9 protein-coding genes and 1 tRNA gene are annotated in these 14,914 nt (G+C 59.6%); 2 read left to right on the top strand and 8 right to left on the bottom strand.

Annotated elements, in window-relative coordinates; genetic code table 11:
- Positions 1 to 141: 141 nt before the first annotated feature.
- Positions 142 to 218: transfer RNA gene (locus tag FHT82_RS09170), tRNA-His, on the bottom strand.
- 131 nt (positions 219 to 349) lie between these two features.
- Positions 350 to 799: a phasin gene (locus tag FHT82_RS09165; protein WP_183728746.1), complete on the bottom strand. Its 450-nt coding sequence runs from the start codon at positions 797 to 799 to the stop codon at positions 350 to 352.
- Positions 800 to 1,012: 213 nt separating this feature from the next.
- On the opposite strand from FHT82_RS09165, the gene FHT82_RS09160 reads away from it, so the two are divergent.
- Positions 1,013 to 4,747, top strand: coding sequence for a PAS domain-containing sensor histidine kinase (locus FHT82_RS09160; protein ID WP_183728743.1), 3,735 nt, complete (start codon positions 1,013 to 1,015; stop codon positions 4,745 to 4,747).
- 276 nt (positions 4,748 to 5,023) lie between these two features.
- Here the strand turns inward: FHT82_RS09160 and FHT82_RS09155 are convergent, their stop codons facing one another.
- A complete protein-coding gene (locus tag FHT82_RS09155; RefSeq protein WP_183728740.1) occupies positions 5,024 to 6,976 on the bottom strand; it encodes an acetoacetate--CoA ligase in 1,953 nt (650 codons plus the stop codon).
- A gap of 162 nt (positions 6,977 to 7,138) precedes the next feature.
- Between FHT82_RS09155 and FHT82_RS09150 the strand changes: the two genes are divergently transcribed.
- The gene (locus FHT82_RS09150) at positions 7,139 to 9,037 is read left to right on the top strand and encodes an AsmA-like C-terminal region-containing protein (RefSeq protein ID WP_183728737.1); all 1,899 of its coding nucleotides are present in this window, start codon (positions 7,139 to 7,141) and stop codon (positions 9,035 to 9,037) included.
- 119 nt (positions 9,038 to 9,156) lie between these two features.
- Here the strand turns inward: FHT82_RS09150 and FHT82_RS09145 are convergent, their stop codons facing one another.
- From FHT82_RS09145 to FHT82_RS09125, 5 genes are all read right to left on the bottom strand, one after another.
- The gene (locus tag FHT82_RS09145; RefSeq protein ID WP_183728734.1) at positions 9,157 to 9,975 is read right to left on the bottom strand and encodes an ABC transporter permease; all 819 of its coding nucleotides are present in this window, start codon (positions 9,973 to 9,975) and stop codon (positions 9,157 to 9,159) included.
- Positions 9,976 to 9,978: 3 nt separating this feature from the next.
- Positions 9,979 to 10,890 (bottom strand): ABC transporter permease subunit, encoded by a 912-nt coding sequence (locus FHT82_RS09140; protein ID WP_183728731.1) that lies wholly within the window; start codon positions 10,888 to 10,890, stop codon positions 9,979 to 9,981.
- A 4-nt stretch (positions 10,891 to 10,894) separates the two neighbouring features.
- Positions 10,895 to 12,037 carry an ABC transporter ATP-binding protein gene (locus FHT82_RS09135; RefSeq protein WP_183728728.1) on the bottom strand — a complete coding sequence of 381 codons (1,143 nt, stop codon included), beginning with the start codon at positions 12,035 to 12,037 and terminating at the stop codon, positions 10,895 to 10,897.
- 88 nt (positions 12,038 to 12,125) lie between these two features.
- Positions 12,126 to 13,223, bottom strand: a complete 1,098-nt coding sequence (locus tag FHT82_RS09130; RefSeq protein WP_183728724.1) for a polyamine ABC transporter substrate-binding protein — start codon at positions 13,221 to 13,223, stop codon at positions 12,126 to 12,128.
- A gap of 128 nt (positions 13,224 to 13,351) precedes the next feature.
- Complete coding sequence (locus tag FHT82_RS09125) at positions 13,352 to 14,746, bottom strand: XRE family transcriptional regulator (RefSeq protein WP_183728721.1); 1,395 nt, start codon at positions 14,744 to 14,746, stop codon at positions 13,352 to 13,354.
- Positions 14,747 to 14,914: the final 168 nt, after the last annotated feature.

Here is a 14,914-nt window from a genome sequence, read left to right as displayed (position 1 = left end):
GGCAATTGCTGCATCGCACCGCACATAAATAGGTAAACGAATGTTAACGGCAATAGCAAAATGCGAGCAGGCGTCATTTTGGCATCAAAAAGCGCCGATGCCGTGCATTGCCGAACAGGAAAACCAACTTATGGGAGAGAATGGTACGGTTGGGGGGTCTCGAACCTCCGACCTCAGGTGCCACAAACCTGCGCTCTAACCAACTGAGCTACAACCGCACAATGTCACGCTCGGCGCGACGGGGGTCACATACGAGGACTTGAACTTTAATTCAAGCCCCGATTTGCACTCAATATACAAAAAGGCTGAACGCGCAGTCCAGCCTTTATTGCCTATCGAGCATAGGAGATCAGGCGACCTTGAAGGATGCCATGACCTTTTCAGCAGCTTCCTTGGAAGGCTTTGCGACCTTCTCGGCAACCAGCTTGGTGGTTTCCTGCAGCGACTTCGCCTGCTCGACGGTCAGTTCAGCCTGCTTGCGCAGGAAAGAGGTCTGCAGTTCGACGAATTCGGCGACGGACTTGACGCCGAGAAGCGCTTCCATGTGGGAGAGCGAGCTTTCGGCATTGACGCGGAGCGCGTCGATCGCCTTGAGGCCGATTTCAACGCTGCCGGCCTGCGCGGTCTGTACCGTAGCTTCCAGCGTCTTGCCGGCTTCTTCGCCTGCGGACTTCAGCTTGGCATAGGCTTCCTTGGACTGCTGAGCACCCTTTTCGGCAAAGTCGCGGAAGGACTCAGCCAGCTTGCTCGGGTCGAAAGAGGCAATTGAAAAAACGTCGTCGGTCTTTATGGTAGCCATCGGATAGCGTCCTTTGAGATGGGCAGATCCCCTGCCGCAATAAATTGGATAAATCTTATATAGCGCATCTTATTGTGCATTGCAACATCATTGTGCGCTGCACAATACGTTAACCTTGCCGGCCGAAAGCTCCCCGCTCTTCTGGACCGGTCGCAGACCTGCAGTTATTAATAAGCAGTTAATTTCAAGAGGCCGAAAGCGACAGGTTCGATCATGCCCGCAGTCCAGTATCCGTTCATCGACATTGCTGTGCATGCGCGGGTGCGTGAACGATTCTCGCGTGGCGAGGCCATGGTGCTTTTCTCTGCAGATCTCACACGTTTGCTCTGGGCGAACGGTGCCGGCGCCGAGCTGTTTGGCCATGCAGCGGTTTATGACCTGCTCGATCAGGGCGTCGGCCATGCCGACATCACCTTCCGCCAGCTCGAGGCGGCTGCCCGCCAGCTTGGCGAGATCGGCGACCAGAAAACCTTCATCATCCGCATCGCCAAGGGCTTTCAGCGCGTTCAGGCGCCGGCGTCATCGGAGCTCATCCGTCTCGCTTCGGGCGAGAAGGCCATCCTGTTTTCCGTTCCGGTCTCCGCGCACTCGCTGACGGCAGGCGCAAGTGCTGCGCAGATGCTTCAGGGCCTCGATGACCCGGATACACATATGGCCGTGATCGGAGCGGAAGGCGAAGTCATTGCCGCTTCGCCAGGTTTTGCCTCGCTCGGCATCACACAGCAGGCGGCAAGGACGCTCATCACGCTTGCCGGCGCCCAACCGGACCGCCTGGTGAAGCGCCCGGTTGCGACCGGCCGTGGTTATTTGCCGGCTGCCGTTGGTAAACTCAACGACGAGCCGGCACTCCATCTTCTCTTCGCGGTCGAAACGGTGATCGGTCACCTCGACCCGATCGAACCCTCTGCCAATACTGAAGAGACTGCGCCGCAGGAAACTGCACCAGCAGAAGCCGCAGCGCATGAAATTCCTGGTGTTGCAGCACCTGTGGCAGGCTTTACGGAAGCGGAGGCCATCGACGCAGTTTCCGGCATTGAAGAGGTTGAGGAGACGCTGGAAGAGATCACCGGCGAGACCGGGGACCCGGTTGAGGTGAGCGAACCAGTCGAAGCCCAGTCCGAGCAGCCGGCAAATCAGGCCATTTCCGAACCTGAAACAGTCGTCGTCGAGGACGCCGGCGAGCAGGTCGAGCAGCCGACCGAAGCGTCTGTTCCCGAGGAAGAAACCGTAGAGGCAAACGCAGAGGTTCCGGTTGCCGAACAGATTGAGCCGGCCGCTTCCGTTGCCGAAAACTTCGCAGCGGCACCTGTCGTGCCGGAAGAGCCTGCAACCGCCCCGAAGAAGAGCAGCTTCGTCTTCAAACCGAACAGCCGTGCCACCCGCTTCGTCTGGAAGATCGACGCGGAAGGCCGCTTCAGCGAAGTTTCTCATGAATTTGCCGAGGCCGTCGGCCCGCACGCGAGCAACATCATCGGCAGCGCTTTTTCCGATGTCGCCGCCCTCTTCAACCTCGATCCGGAAGCCAAGCTTTCCGAGGCCTTAGCGCGGCGCGATACCTGGTCCGGCAAGACGATCTACTGGCCGATCGAGGGCACAAGCCTCGTGGTACCCGTCGATCTGGCCGCCCTGCCGACCTATACGCGCAACCGCGACTTCGATGGTTTCCGCGGCTTCGGCGTGGTACGCCTGTCGGACGCCCAGGAAGATCCCCTCGCTCTCGGCCTGACGCTCGGACCTGACGGCATCGGCCATGATGTATCCCATCTTGGCCTGGCCAATGAAACTGCGTCGGAAGAGATCGCACAGGAAGCGCCTGAACAGCCGGAGGAGCAGACTGAAGTCATTGCCGAAGCTGCGCCGCAGGCCGAAGAAGCGGTGAATCCGGAACCTGTTTCCGAAGAGTATACCATACCGCAAGTGGAAGCGGCGACGGAAGTAACCTTCCCGGAAGAGACGGCAGCACCGGAACCTGCCGTCGGATATCAGTCCGCCTCCGAGCCCGATCTCGCCGAGCAGCAGGAAGAGCTGCAGCCGCGGAATACCCAGGACGAACCGCCGGCCCTTCGCATTTCCGAAACGCCCAACCGCCGCTTCACCGACAAGATCGTGCAGCTTCACGGCGCCGGCAACGGCCTGACGGCTGCCGAGCAGGCGAATTTCCGTGAGATCGCCAAGCGCCTCGAAGCCTTCGGTGCGCGTGGCGATGAGCCGGTCGTCGCATCGCAGCCGGAACCTGATGTCGAGAAAGCATCGGTCGTAGAAGAAACCGCTGCCGAAACGCCTGTCACTGAGCAGACAGCTCCGCAGGGAGCGATTTTCGAGGCTGCGGAGGAAGCTGATGCAAAGGCCGAGGAGATCACCGTAGCCGAAGACGACGTGACCGAGGGTCTGCAGGAGACGGTCAGCCAGATCGAGGTTCTGACCAGCTTCATTCCGCCGCGTGTGAAGATGACGGACGGCCTTTCGGCTGCGACGGTCGATCTGCTGCCTGTTGCCGTGCTGATCCATGCCGGCGACCAACTGATCCATGGCAATCCGGAATTCCTGCGGCTGACGGGCTACGATTCCGTCGAAGCCCTCTCCGAAGTCGGCGGCATCGATGCATTGCTGCAGCGCCACGACCTCGAAAACGGTTCGGGCACGATGATGCTCGTCAAGGCCGATGACAGGCTTGTGCCGGTCACGGCACGTCTGCAATCGGTTCGCTGGGAAGATTCCAACGCCCTGATGCTGGCGCTGATGCCGGTCGAAAACCGGGAAGAAGGCAGAGGCGAGGTTATCCGCCTCGACCAGCGCTCCGACCGGATGGTGGAGAAGGTCGCCAAGCTGCAGGTCGAGGTGGAGGAGCTGCGCTCGATCCTGGAGACGGCAACCGACGGCGTCGTCGTCATCGGCACGGAAGGCGATATCCGCTCGATGAACCGCTCGGCAAGCGCCCTCTTCAACTACGACGAGGAGGAAACGCGCGGCAAACCCTTCGTCATGCTGTTTGCGCATGAGAGCCAGAAGGCGGTGCTCGACTATCTGCACGGGCTTTCCGGCCACGGAGTGGCAAGCGTGCTGAACGACGGACGCGAGGTAATTGGCCGCGAGGCCGCCGGCGGTTTCGTGCCGCTGTTCATGACCATGGGCCGCCTGACCTCATCCAACGGCTATTGTGCCGTCATCCGCGACATCACCCAGTGGAAGCGCACCGAAGACGAGTTGCGCAATGCCAAGGGTGCAGCCGAAACCGCCAATGCCCACAAGACGGATTTCCTTGCGCGTGTCAGCCATGAGATCCGTACGCCGCTCAACGCCATCATCGGCTTTTCAGATATGATGGCGAGCGAACGCTTCGGGCCGATCGGCCATCCGCGCTATATCGAATACGCAAACGACATCGGCCGCTCCGGCCGGCATGTCCTCGACATCGTCAACGACCTGCTCGATATTTCCAAGATCGAAGCGGGCGAGATGGATCTCGACTTCGCCTCCGTCGGCCTCAACGACGCGATCTCTGAAGCAGTGGCACTGGTGCAGCCGCAGGCAAACAGCCAGCGAGTCATCATCCGCACTGCCCTTTCGCAGTCGGTGCCCGATGTCGTTGCTGACCTGCGCTCGATCAAGCAGATCGCACTGAACATCCTGTCGAACGCCATCCGCTTTACGCCATCAGGCGGACAGATCGTCGTTTCCACCTCCTATGAGGCGAACGGCAGCGTGGCGATGCGGGTGCGCGATACCGGCATCGGCATGACGCGCAGCGAGCTCGATCAGGCGATGAAACCATTCCGCCAGGTTTCGTCCACGCAGTCGCGCCATCGCGGCGACGGCACCGGTCTCGGCCTGCCGCTCACCAAGGCGATGGTCGATGCCAACAGGGCGATTTTCTCGATCAATTCCGCGCCGAACGAAGGCACGCTGGTGGAAATCACCTTCCCGTCGCAACGCGTGCTGGCGGGCTGAGGCATCTATTTTCACGCGTTCCGGACGCAAAACCGCTGGACACTTTTGCCGGAATTACTCTTCAAAGAAAAGGCAGCCAATGGCTGCCTTCGAGAGTTGGTGCTGGTAAAACAAGAGCTTAGTCTGATAACGTCATGTTTCGGGAACCGCAGTTCCAGACCATCTCTTCATGTATGGTCTCCAAGTTGGCTTCACCTTTGACAAACCTTTCTTAACGAAAGGTTTCCAAAGGACAGAATTGATCAACGACAAAAGCTTGTAGTTTAGCAGCCGCTATCAAACCTTCAGCTCTTCCAGCCCGGCAAAGAGCTCGAGCGCCTCGGGATTGGCGAGTGCCTCCTGATTTTTCACCGGCCGGCCGTGGACGACCTCGCGCACGGCAAGTTCGACGATCTTGCCGGACTTGGTGCGCGGGATATCGGCGACCGCGATGATCTTGGCCGGAACGTGGCGGGGAGAGGCGCCGACACGGATGCGAGTCTTGATCGCCTTTACCAGATCCTCGGTGAGCGCCACGCCGGACGCCAGACGGACGAAGAGCACGACGCGCACGTCGTCATCCCAGTCCTGGCCGATGCAGAGTGCCTCGGCCACTTCGTCCATCTGCTCGACCTGATTGTAGATTTCCGCCGTGCCGATGCGCACGCCGCCGGGATTGAGCGTCGCATCCGAACGGCCGTGAATGATCAGGCCGCCATGTTCGGTCCATTCGGCAAAATCGCCGTGGCACCAGACATTGTCGAAGCGCTCGAAATAGGCGGCGTGGTACTTGGCACCGTCAGGATCGTTCCAGAACATGACCGGCATTGATGGGAAGGCCTTGGTGCAAACCAGCTCGCCCTTTTCCCGACGGACCGGCCTGCCTTCGTCATTCCAGACATCGACGGCAAGACCGAGGCCTGCTCCCTGGATCTCACCGCGCCAGACAGGCTGAAGCGGATTGCCGAGCACGAAGCAGGACACGATGTCGGTGCCACCCGAAATCGAGGCAAGCTGAACGTCTTCCTTGATCCCTTCATAGACGAAGGCGAAACCTTCAGGCGACAGCGGCGAACCGGTGGACGTGATCAGCCGCAAGCTCGACAGATCATGGCTCGTGCGCGGCGTCAGTCCACTCTTGCGCACGGCGTCTATATATTTGGCCGAGGTCCCGAAAATCGCGAATTTCTCCTCGGCCGCATAGTCGAAGAGCACATTGCCATCAGGCGCGAAAGGCGATCCGTCGAAAAGGCAGAGCGTGGCACCGGAGGCAAGGCCGCTTGCCAGCCAGTTCCACATCATCCAGCCGCAGGTGGTGAAATAGAAAAGCTTGTCCCCCGGCTGCAGGCCACAGTGAAGGCGATGCTCCTTCAGATGCTGGAGAAGTGTACCGCCGGCCGAATGCACGATGCATTTCGGCACGCCTGTTGTGCCCGAGGAAAACAGAATATAGGCCGGATGGGCGAAGGGCAGCTGCACGAAGTCGATCTGCATCGGCTCGTAGGGAGCGATGAATTCGGCAAGCGTCTTGCCACCGGCGGTCTCGCGCGCGACCTCTTCGGCATCGCCGGCATAATGAACGACAATGGTCGGTGCGCCGAGACTCTTTGCGACGTTTGCCACCTTCTGCTTCACGTCCTGGAGCTTGCCATTGTACCAATAGGCGTCGCAGGCGATGAACAGCTTCGGCGCGATCTGGCCGAAACGGTCCAGTACACCCTGCTCGCCGAAATCGGGCGAACAGGAGGACCAGATGGCGCCGATCGAGGTTACCGCGAGTATTGCTGCTATCGTTTCCGGCATATTCGGCATCATGGCAGCGACACGGTCGCCCTCGCCGATGCCGAGTACGCGAAAACCCTGCTGGAGCTGCGATACAAGCGCGCGCAGGCGATCCCATGACCAGCGGTCTTCGACCTTGTCCTCACCGCGGAAAACGATGGCATCGCCCGGCCCGCTTGCGCTCAGCAGGTTTTCGGCAAAGTTCAGGCGCGCCTCAGGAAAGAAGCGCGCTTCCAGCATGCGGTCGCCATTCACGAGAATATCCGCGCCGCGCTCTCCCTTCACGCCACAGAAATCCCACAAGGCCGACCAGAAACTCTCCCGATCGGCGATCGACCAGGCATGCAGATCCTCAAAGCCTTTCAAGGCGAGACCGAAGTCTCCATTGCAGCGCTGCATAAAAGCATGGATCGGGCTATTTTCGATCCCATCTTTCGTGGGCTTCCAAAGCGGCTGATTTTCCTGCATTCAATCCTCCTCCCCAATGCGGAACTTATAGCATGCTGCATTGCATTATAAAGTGTGCAGCGACGCGATCCGCCGTGCGTGGGATTTGCATATGCCCGGTATTTCATATATCCGGCAAAATCAGAAAATAACGGGTAACCGGCTGAAGTTCCGGCGGAGCTCATGGGTACGTCAAGACAAGGCAGATGGCGAAAAAGGATCGGCCCCGTCTCACGCTGGCTGCCGGCATTTGCCCGTGTCTCCACCATCATATTGTTAATCGGGCTTGCCTTCTTCCTCGCGCTCAGGATCGCCGCTCCCTATCTTATTTCCACCGGCTTCGTGCGCTCGGGCATCGAGGATGCCCTATCGAAATGGACGGGCTATCACGCGGAGATCAAGGGCAATCCGGTCCTCGAATTCTGGCCGACGCCACGCATTACGCTCAACGACGTCACTATCCGCCAGCCGCGCGGAAGCGGCGACAAATTGCTCGGCCGCATCGAGAGCCTTTCAGCCGATTTCAGCCTGATCGATGCGCTACGCGGCCGCACCCGCTTCCACGAATTTCACCTGCTGAGGCCCAACCTCTCGCTGACGCGTGACGAGAACGGCCTGATCGACTGGAGTTATGCCGGCCTTCTGGCGCGGGCCATCGCAGGTGTGCAGGACAACAACGGCACCGAGATTCTTGCTCCGAAGTTCGACGCCGATATCGGCGCCGTGACGGTGGAAGACGGCACGCTGACCCTGACCGACACACGGACGGGCAATATCTACCACTTCGACAGCGTCGCAGCCGATATCGCCTGGCCGAAGCTGTCGAGGCCAATTTCGGCTGTCCTCATCGCCCGTTTCAACGGCCAGGACCTGAAGGTCGATTTTGCCTCGGCCGCACCACTGCTCGTCTTCGCCGGCAGGAATGCCGAGATGAAGGCCTCGATCGCTTCCAACCTGATGACCGCGCGTTTCCAGGGCGTCGGCAGCATGGTGAGCCTCTCCTCGGTCTCCGGCAATATCAACGCCAGCTTTCCGGATGTGCCGGCCCTCCTGAAATGGTCCGGCAGATCGATCCCGGGGATCGAGTCGTTGAAGAGTGCTTCGATGACCTCGGATGTGTCGTCAGTATCAAACGGCTTCCGCTTCAACAATGTCAGCATGACGCTGAACGATGCGAGCGCCACCGGCGTGATGGATTTCACCGTCGCGACCGGCAAGCGGCCGAAGATCGGCGGAACGCTTGCCTTCGACCAGATGAACCTCAAGCCGTTCCTCGATGCTTTTGCGCTCCGACTTGCCGCCGGCGGCCTGGGCGACATGCTGCTACCGAGCCCTCTCGGACCGCTGCAGCTTCTCGATCTCGATGTGCGGCTTTCGGCGCGACAGGCGCAGATGGGTATCTTCTCGCTTGCTGATGTCGGCGCCAGCGTGATCGTCGCCGGCGAGGAGGCGAAGTTCGATATCGGCGAAAGCCAGTTCGAGGGCGGCGAAATGACTGCCCATCTGGAGGCGACCCGCCGCGATTTCGATGGTGGCGGCAAATTGCAGCTTTCGATCCGCAATGCGGACTTCAATGCGCTGGCCGAGAAATTGCAGCTCAAGGGGCCGCTGCCGCATGCGATCGGCTCCCTCGACCTTTCGCTGGAGACGCCGAAGGCGATCTGGACGACGGGACTTGCCGATGTAACCGGCAAGCTCCGGTTCTGGACGGCAGCGGGCTCCATTCCCGGTGTCGATGTCTACGCACTCCGCACCCAGGCAGCGCAGAAGCCGTTCTTCGCGCTAAGCTCCACTGGAAACGGATCCTTCGCCTTCAGCAAGCTCGATTTTCGGGCCGACTTTGCCAATGGCACAGCGGAAATCCACGATGCGCGATTTGCCGGCTCCGATCAGACGCTGACGCTATCAGGCGTCATCACTTATCAGTCGAACGGACTTGCGCTGTCAGGCGTGCTGGAGGCGATCGATCCGGCAAAAGCGGTCGATCTGCCGCGCCTGCCCTTCTTCATCGGCGGCTCGTGGCCGAACCCTGTCATTTCGCCGGTGCCGCTGTTCAACGCACCCACGAAAACCCAGCCTTAGCGCTTTCCTGGTCAGTTCTAGAGTATCTCCGTTTTTCTTCGAAACACGCAGATGCTCCGTCCCTTTGTCTTCACGCAATTCCGGACGCAAAACCGCTACACGCTTTTGCTGGAATTACTCTACGCGGTCGCCGCCGCAGCCCTCTCATCGCGCTCGCGCTGCACTTCGCGACGCTTGGTGACGACAGATGCGCAGATGACGCCAACGGCCACGACGGCGATCAGGATGGTGCAGACCGCGTTGATTTCGGGCGTCACACCGAGGCGTACCTGGCTATAGATCTTCATCGGCAGGGTGGTTGCGCCCGGTCCTGACGTGAAGCTTGCGATCACGAGGTCGTCCAGCGACAGGGTGAAAGCCAGGATCCAACCCGAAAAAACGGCCGGAGAGATGATCGGCAGGGTGATTTCGAAGAAAGTGCGCACCGGCGGTGCGCCGAGATCCTGGGCTGCCTCCTCGATCGACTGGTCGAAGCTCAGAAGCCGTGACTGGACGACGACGGCGACGAAACACATGGTCAGCGTCGTATGCGCCAGCGTGATGGTCCAGAAGCCGCGGTCGAAACCGATTGCAACGAAGAGCAGCAGCAACGACAGGCCGGTGATGACCTCCGGCATGACGAGTGGTGCATAGACCATGCCCGAGAAGAGCATGCGCCCCCGGAAGCGCGTGTAGCGCACCAGCGTCAGCGCTGCCATGGTGCCGAGGATGGTTGCGAATGTGGCCGATAGCAGGCCGACACGGATCGTCACCCAGGCTGCATCGAGCAAGGCCTGGTTCGAGAGCAGCGAGACATACCATTTGGTTGAGAAGCCGCCCCAGACGGTGACAAGCTTCGACTCGTTGAAGGAGAAGACCACCAGAAGCACGATCGGCAGGTAGAGGAAGGCAAAACCCAGCACGACAGAGATGATGTTGAAACGGGTCCATCTCAGCATGGCTTATTTCCCCCGCTCTTCGGCCTTGGCCTGAGCATTCTGGAAGAAGACGATAGGGATCACCAGGATCAGCAGCAGGATGGTGGCGACCGCCGAGGAGACCGGCCAGTCCCTGTTGGCATTGAATTCGTTCCAGAGTGTCTTGCCGATCATCAGCGTTTGCGAACCACCGAGAAGATCCGGGATGACGAATTCACCGACGGCGGGGATGAAGACCAGCATGCAGCCTGCAATCACGCCGGGGATCGATAGCGGGAAGGTGACACGCCAGAAAGCTTGAATCGGCGTGCAGCCCAGATCCTGGGCCGCCTCGATCAGCGTGCCGTCCATCTTTTCGAGCGCCGAATAGAGCGGCAGCACCATGAAGGGCAGGTAGGAATAGATAATGCCGATGTAGACGGCCGTGCTGGTGTTGAGGATGATCAGCGGGCTGTCTATGACGTGTAGTGACAGGAGAAGCTGGTTCAGCAACCCCTCAGGCTTCAGGATGGCGATCCAGGAATAAACGCGGATCAGGAAGCTCGTCCAGAAGGGCAGGATCACGAGCATCAGCAGCGTCGGCCTGATCGTGCGAGGCGCCTGCGCCATGCCGTAAGCGATGGGATAGGCGATCAACAGCATCAGGAAGGTGGAAATCGCCGCGATGATGACGCTCGACAGATAGGCGTTGAAGTAGAGCGGGTCGTCGATCAGATAACTGTAATTGTCGAAGGAGAAGGTCGCGACCTTGCCCCAGAAACCGCTCCAGCCGTCGGCAAATGAGAAAACCGGCTCATAGGGTGGTATTGCGATCGCCGTCGTCGACAGCGAAATGCGGAAGACGATGAAGAACGGCGCGAGAAAAAAGAGCAGCAGCCAAGCATAGGGAATGATGATGACGAGGCGGCTGTAGAAGCGCGATGCGAGGGTCTGCATGGGCTCAATCCTTCAGCAGCACGCCGGCATCCTCATCGAAAGAGACCCAGACTTCCTGATCATAGGTGAAGGGGTCGTCGACGGAACGCTGTGCGTTGAGGGAAGAGGCTCTGACGAATTTGCCGCTCGGCAGCTTGATATGGAAGACGGTCATGTCGCCGAGATAGGCGATATCCCAGATCTCGCCCTTGGCGGCATTGACCGAGGCATTGGCCGGTGCTGCGCGTGTGACGCGGATCTTTTCCGGGCGAATGGCGAAACCGACTGTGCTGCCAACAGCCCGGCTTTCGTTGCCCGCAATGCGGATCGTGAAGCCGCTTTCGACGGCGATTTCGATTGCACCATTCTCTGCCGCAGCCACCTTGCCATCGAAGATATTCACGTCGCCGATGAAGTCAGCCACGAAGCGGGAGTTCGGCGCCTCGTAGATTTCAGCCGGCGTTGCGACCTGCACGACCTTGCCGTGGCTCATGACGGCGATGCGGTCGGCCATGGTCATCGCTTCTTCCTGGTCGTGGGTGACGACGACAAAGGTGAGGCCGAGGTTCTGCTGCAGGTCCATCAGTTCGAACTGGGTTTCCTCGCGCAGCTTCTTGTCGAGCGCACCGAGCGGTTCGTCCAACAGAAGCACTTTCGGGCGCTTGGCGAGCGAGCGGGCCAGCGCCACACGCTGGCGCTGACCGCCGGAGAGCTGGTTCGGCTTGCGGGAGGCGAATTGCTCCAGCTTCACGAGCTTCAGCATCTGCAACACGCGCTCGGCTATCTCGTCCTTCGGCATGCCATCCTGCCGGAGGCCGAAGGCAATGTTCTTCTCGACCGTCATATGCGGGAAAAGAGCGTAGGACTGAAACATCATGTTGACCGGCCGCTTGTAGGGCGGCGTACCCGACAGGTCCGTGCCGTCGAGAACGATCTCGCCCGCCGTCGGCTGTTCGAATCCGGCGAGCATGCGCAACAGCGTGGACTTGCCGCAGCCGGACGCGCCGAGCAGTGCGAAGAATTCGCGATGATAGATATTCAACGACAGATCGTTGACGGCGGTAAAATCACCGAAGCGCTTGGTGACATTCTTGAAAGCGATAAAGGGTTTTGCAGACGGATCGGTCCAAGGCGCAAAAGCGCGGCGGATATTACCGAGAGACTTCATATTATTCCCCGAATACAGGTTTCAGCCGGCCTCCACCCGGGCCGGGAATTGAAAGGCCCGGACGTTTCCGTCCGGGCCTGGTATCGACTTACTGGCCAGTGACGACCTTGGTCCAGATTCGCGTCGCCGTGCGCTGGGTCTTCGGATCCCACGGCCGCACCGTGAAAAGACCCTTCATCACCTCATCCGTCGGATAGATGGCCGGATCCTCCAGCACGTCCTTGCTGACGAATTGCTGCGAGGCCTTGTTGCCGTTGGCATAGAATGTGAAATCGCTCGCCTTGGCGATGACTTCCGGCTTCATCATGTAATTCAGGAATTCATGTGCTTCGGCCACATGCTTGGAATCGGCAGGGATCGCCATCATGTCGAACCACATCTGCGCACCCTGTGTCGGGATTGAATAGTTCACTTCGACGCCGTTATTGGCTTCGGACGCACGGTCGCGTGCCTGCAGCATGTCGCCGGAGTAGCCAAAGGCGATGCAAATATCGCCGTTGGCAAGGGCGTTGATATATTCGGACGAATGGAATTTGCGGATATAGGGACGAACGGCCGTCAGAAGATCCTCAACCTTCTTGAAATCCTCCGGCTTGGTGGAGTTCGGGTCGAGGCCGAGATAACGCAGCGCCGTCGTCATTACATCCTTCGGCGTGTCGAGCACGTAGATGCCGCAGTCCTTGAACTTTTCGGCCACCTTCGGATCGAAGATCACCTCAAGGCCGGGCTTGACATCGGGACCGAGGATTTCGGCGACCTTCTTGACATTGTAGCCGATACCGTCGGTACCCCACATGTAGTCGACAGCATATTCATTGCCCGGATCATATTCGCCGGTGCGCTGCTGAATCACGTCCCACATGTTGGAAAGGTTCGGCAGCTTGGACTTGTCGAGCTTCTGGAAGACGCCGGCCTGGATCTGGCGCTGCAGGAAGTCGGCGGTCGGAACGACGACGTCATAACCGGTGCCGCCGGCAAGCAGCTTGGTTTCTACGGTTTCGTTGGAATCGAACGTGTCGTAGACAACCTTGATGCCGGTTTCCTTGGTGAAGTCCTCAAGGATCGAGTTGTCGATATAATCGGACCAGTTGTAGACGTTGACCACACGCTCCTGGGCGAAGGCCGGCGCGGCGGCAAGGAGAGCAACGACGGCAACTGCCGTCAGATTGGCTATTCTTGACCTCATGATATCTCCTGTTTTTTTAAAGGCATCGCGCCCCCGGACGCCTCTTCTTCCCTCTGGTTACGTTGCAGATTAAGAAGGATTTTCAGCGCCTACAAGCGCAAAATCCTGCAGTGTCAATGATTTCACAATCACTGAAAATCGAAGGCTCCGAGGCCGGCAGCGGTCTCGTCCAGAGCGAGCGGACGGGTGAGCGGCGGCTCGGCGCGCGAAAGACAGCCTCGCCTCTCGCAGAGGCGGCAGGCAGGACCGATCATGATCGGCGAAGCATCGCTTCGGCCGTAGACCAGACTGTCGCGCAGGGCGGCATCGCAGCCGAGCAGCAATGCCGTGCGCCGCACCCGTTCGCCGAATTCCACAACCGGCCCTTCAAGCGTGCGCGCCACCGTCAGAAAGGTTGAACCGTCAGGCATGGCGACCGTCTCGGCCAATATCCTGCCCGGCTCCAGAAAGGCCGCGTGGATATTGAGCTTCGGACAGTTGCCGCCGAAGCGCGCCTGCGGAAAACCCTGCGCTCCAGCCCTGCGGATGACATGGCCTGCCGCATCGATCTCCACGAGGAAAAATGGAATGCCGCCGGCACCGGCACGCTGCAGCATGACGAGGCGCGCCGCAGCCTGCGCGAAGGACACGCTGAAACGGGCGCGGATCAGATCGATATCATAGCGGGTGTTTTGCGCCGCCAGAAGAAAGGCGCCATAGGGCATCGTCAAGGCCAGAGCGGCATTGCGCGTCAGCTCGAAACGGGCAATGCGCCGCGCCTCGTCGGATGACAGCGGCAGATCCTCGAGTTCGGCTTCGATCTGCTGGCGCAGAGCGAGCCTTGCCACCTCGATCGCGATTTCCTGCGCCTGTTCGGTCGCCGAAAGCCGTTCGGAGAGGAAAAGACGCATCGAGTGGCGATCGAAACGACGACGCAGATCCGGCATGACATGGACGGGCAGGACGCGGACACTGATGCCGCGCTCGCTTTTCAGCCAATCCTTCAGACTGGCTCCCGCGACAAGTCCGTTGGTGAAGCTTTCCGCCGCCGCCTCGATATCCTCGAAATAGGCGGAGCGGCGCTCCAGCACCTCCCTAACCTCGTCCAGAGGCAAGCGGCCGGGAGCGACAGGTGCACCCCCCTCCCCGACCATCAGGGCCGTCAGATCGGAAAGCCGGGCGGCCTGTTCGCGATAGGCGCGATAGAGCTTGATCATGCCGCTTGCCGCATTTGGCGCGGCATCGGCCACTTCGACAAGCTCCTGATCGCCCGGCAGCTCACCTGACAGCAACGGATCGGCAAACACCTCCTTCAACTGGCCAAGGCCGCCGGCGGTTTCGCCCTGCAACTCCTCCAGATCGATACGGTAGACGGCCGAGAGCTTCAGCAGCAACTGTACTGTTAGAGGGCGCTGGTTGCGTTCGATGAGGTTCAGGTAAGAGGGGGAGATTTCCAGCGCCTCGGCCATGGCGGTCTGCGTGAGCGCCAGCGCATTGCGGATGCGCCGGACCTTTGGCCCCGCGAATATCTTTCGTTCAGCCATGTCACATCCTTTACATCGTTTATTTACAATCTTTTACAAAATTACAAAATGAGCCTGTAAATCCTCTTCATCTTAACCCCTTTTCTTGCCTGAAATCAAAGGTTCTTCTGGCCAATTGGCCAAATTTTGTAAATCCTGTCATCAGCGCTCAAGCGTTGGAAAGCTAAA

Source organism: Rhizobium sp. BK275, assembly GCF_014193555.1.
Classification (GTDB): domain Bacteria; phylum Pseudomonadota; class Alphaproteobacteria; order Rhizobiales; family Rhizobiaceae; genus Rhizobium.
This window is presented reverse-complemented; position numbering and strand designations above follow the sequence as displayed.

Bases quoted from the DNA above. Each gene is read 5' to 3' on its own strand.
- FHT82_RS09125 (WP_183728721.1), bottom strand. From the start codon at position 14,746: ATGGCTGAACGAAAGATATTCGCGGGGCCAAAGGTCCGGCGCATCCGC.
- FHT82_RS09150 (WP_183728737.1), top strand. From the start codon at position 7,139: ATGGGTACGTCAAGACAAGGCAGATGGCGAAAAAGGATCGGCCCCGTC.
- FHT82_RS09130 (WP_183728724.1), bottom strand. From the start codon at position 13,223: ATGAGGTCAAGAATAGCCAATCTGACGGCAGTTGCCGTCGTTGCTCTC.
- FHT82_RS09155 (WP_183728740.1), bottom strand. From the start codon at position 6,976: ATGCAGGAAAATCAGCCGCTTTGGAAGCCCACGAAAGATGGGATCGAA.
- FHT82_RS09165 (WP_183728746.1), bottom strand. From the start codon at position 799: ATGGCTACCATAAAGACCGACGACGTTTTTTCAATTGCCTCTTTCGAC.
- FHT82_RS09135 (WP_183728728.1), bottom strand. From the start codon at position 12,037: ATGAAGTCTCTCGGTAATATCCGCCGCGCTTTTGCGCCTTGGACCGAT.
- FHT82_RS09145 (WP_183728734.1), bottom strand. From the start codon at position 9,975: ATGCTGAGATGGACCCGTTTCAACATCATCTCTGTCGTGCTGGGTTTT.
- FHT82_RS09140 (WP_183728731.1), bottom strand. From the start codon at position 10,890: ATGCAGACCCTCGCATCGCGCTTCTACAGCCGCCTCGTCATCATCATT.
- FHT82_RS09160 (WP_183728743.1), top strand. From the start codon at position 1,013: ATGCCCGCAGTCCAGTATCCGTTCATCGACATTGCTGTGCATGCGCGG.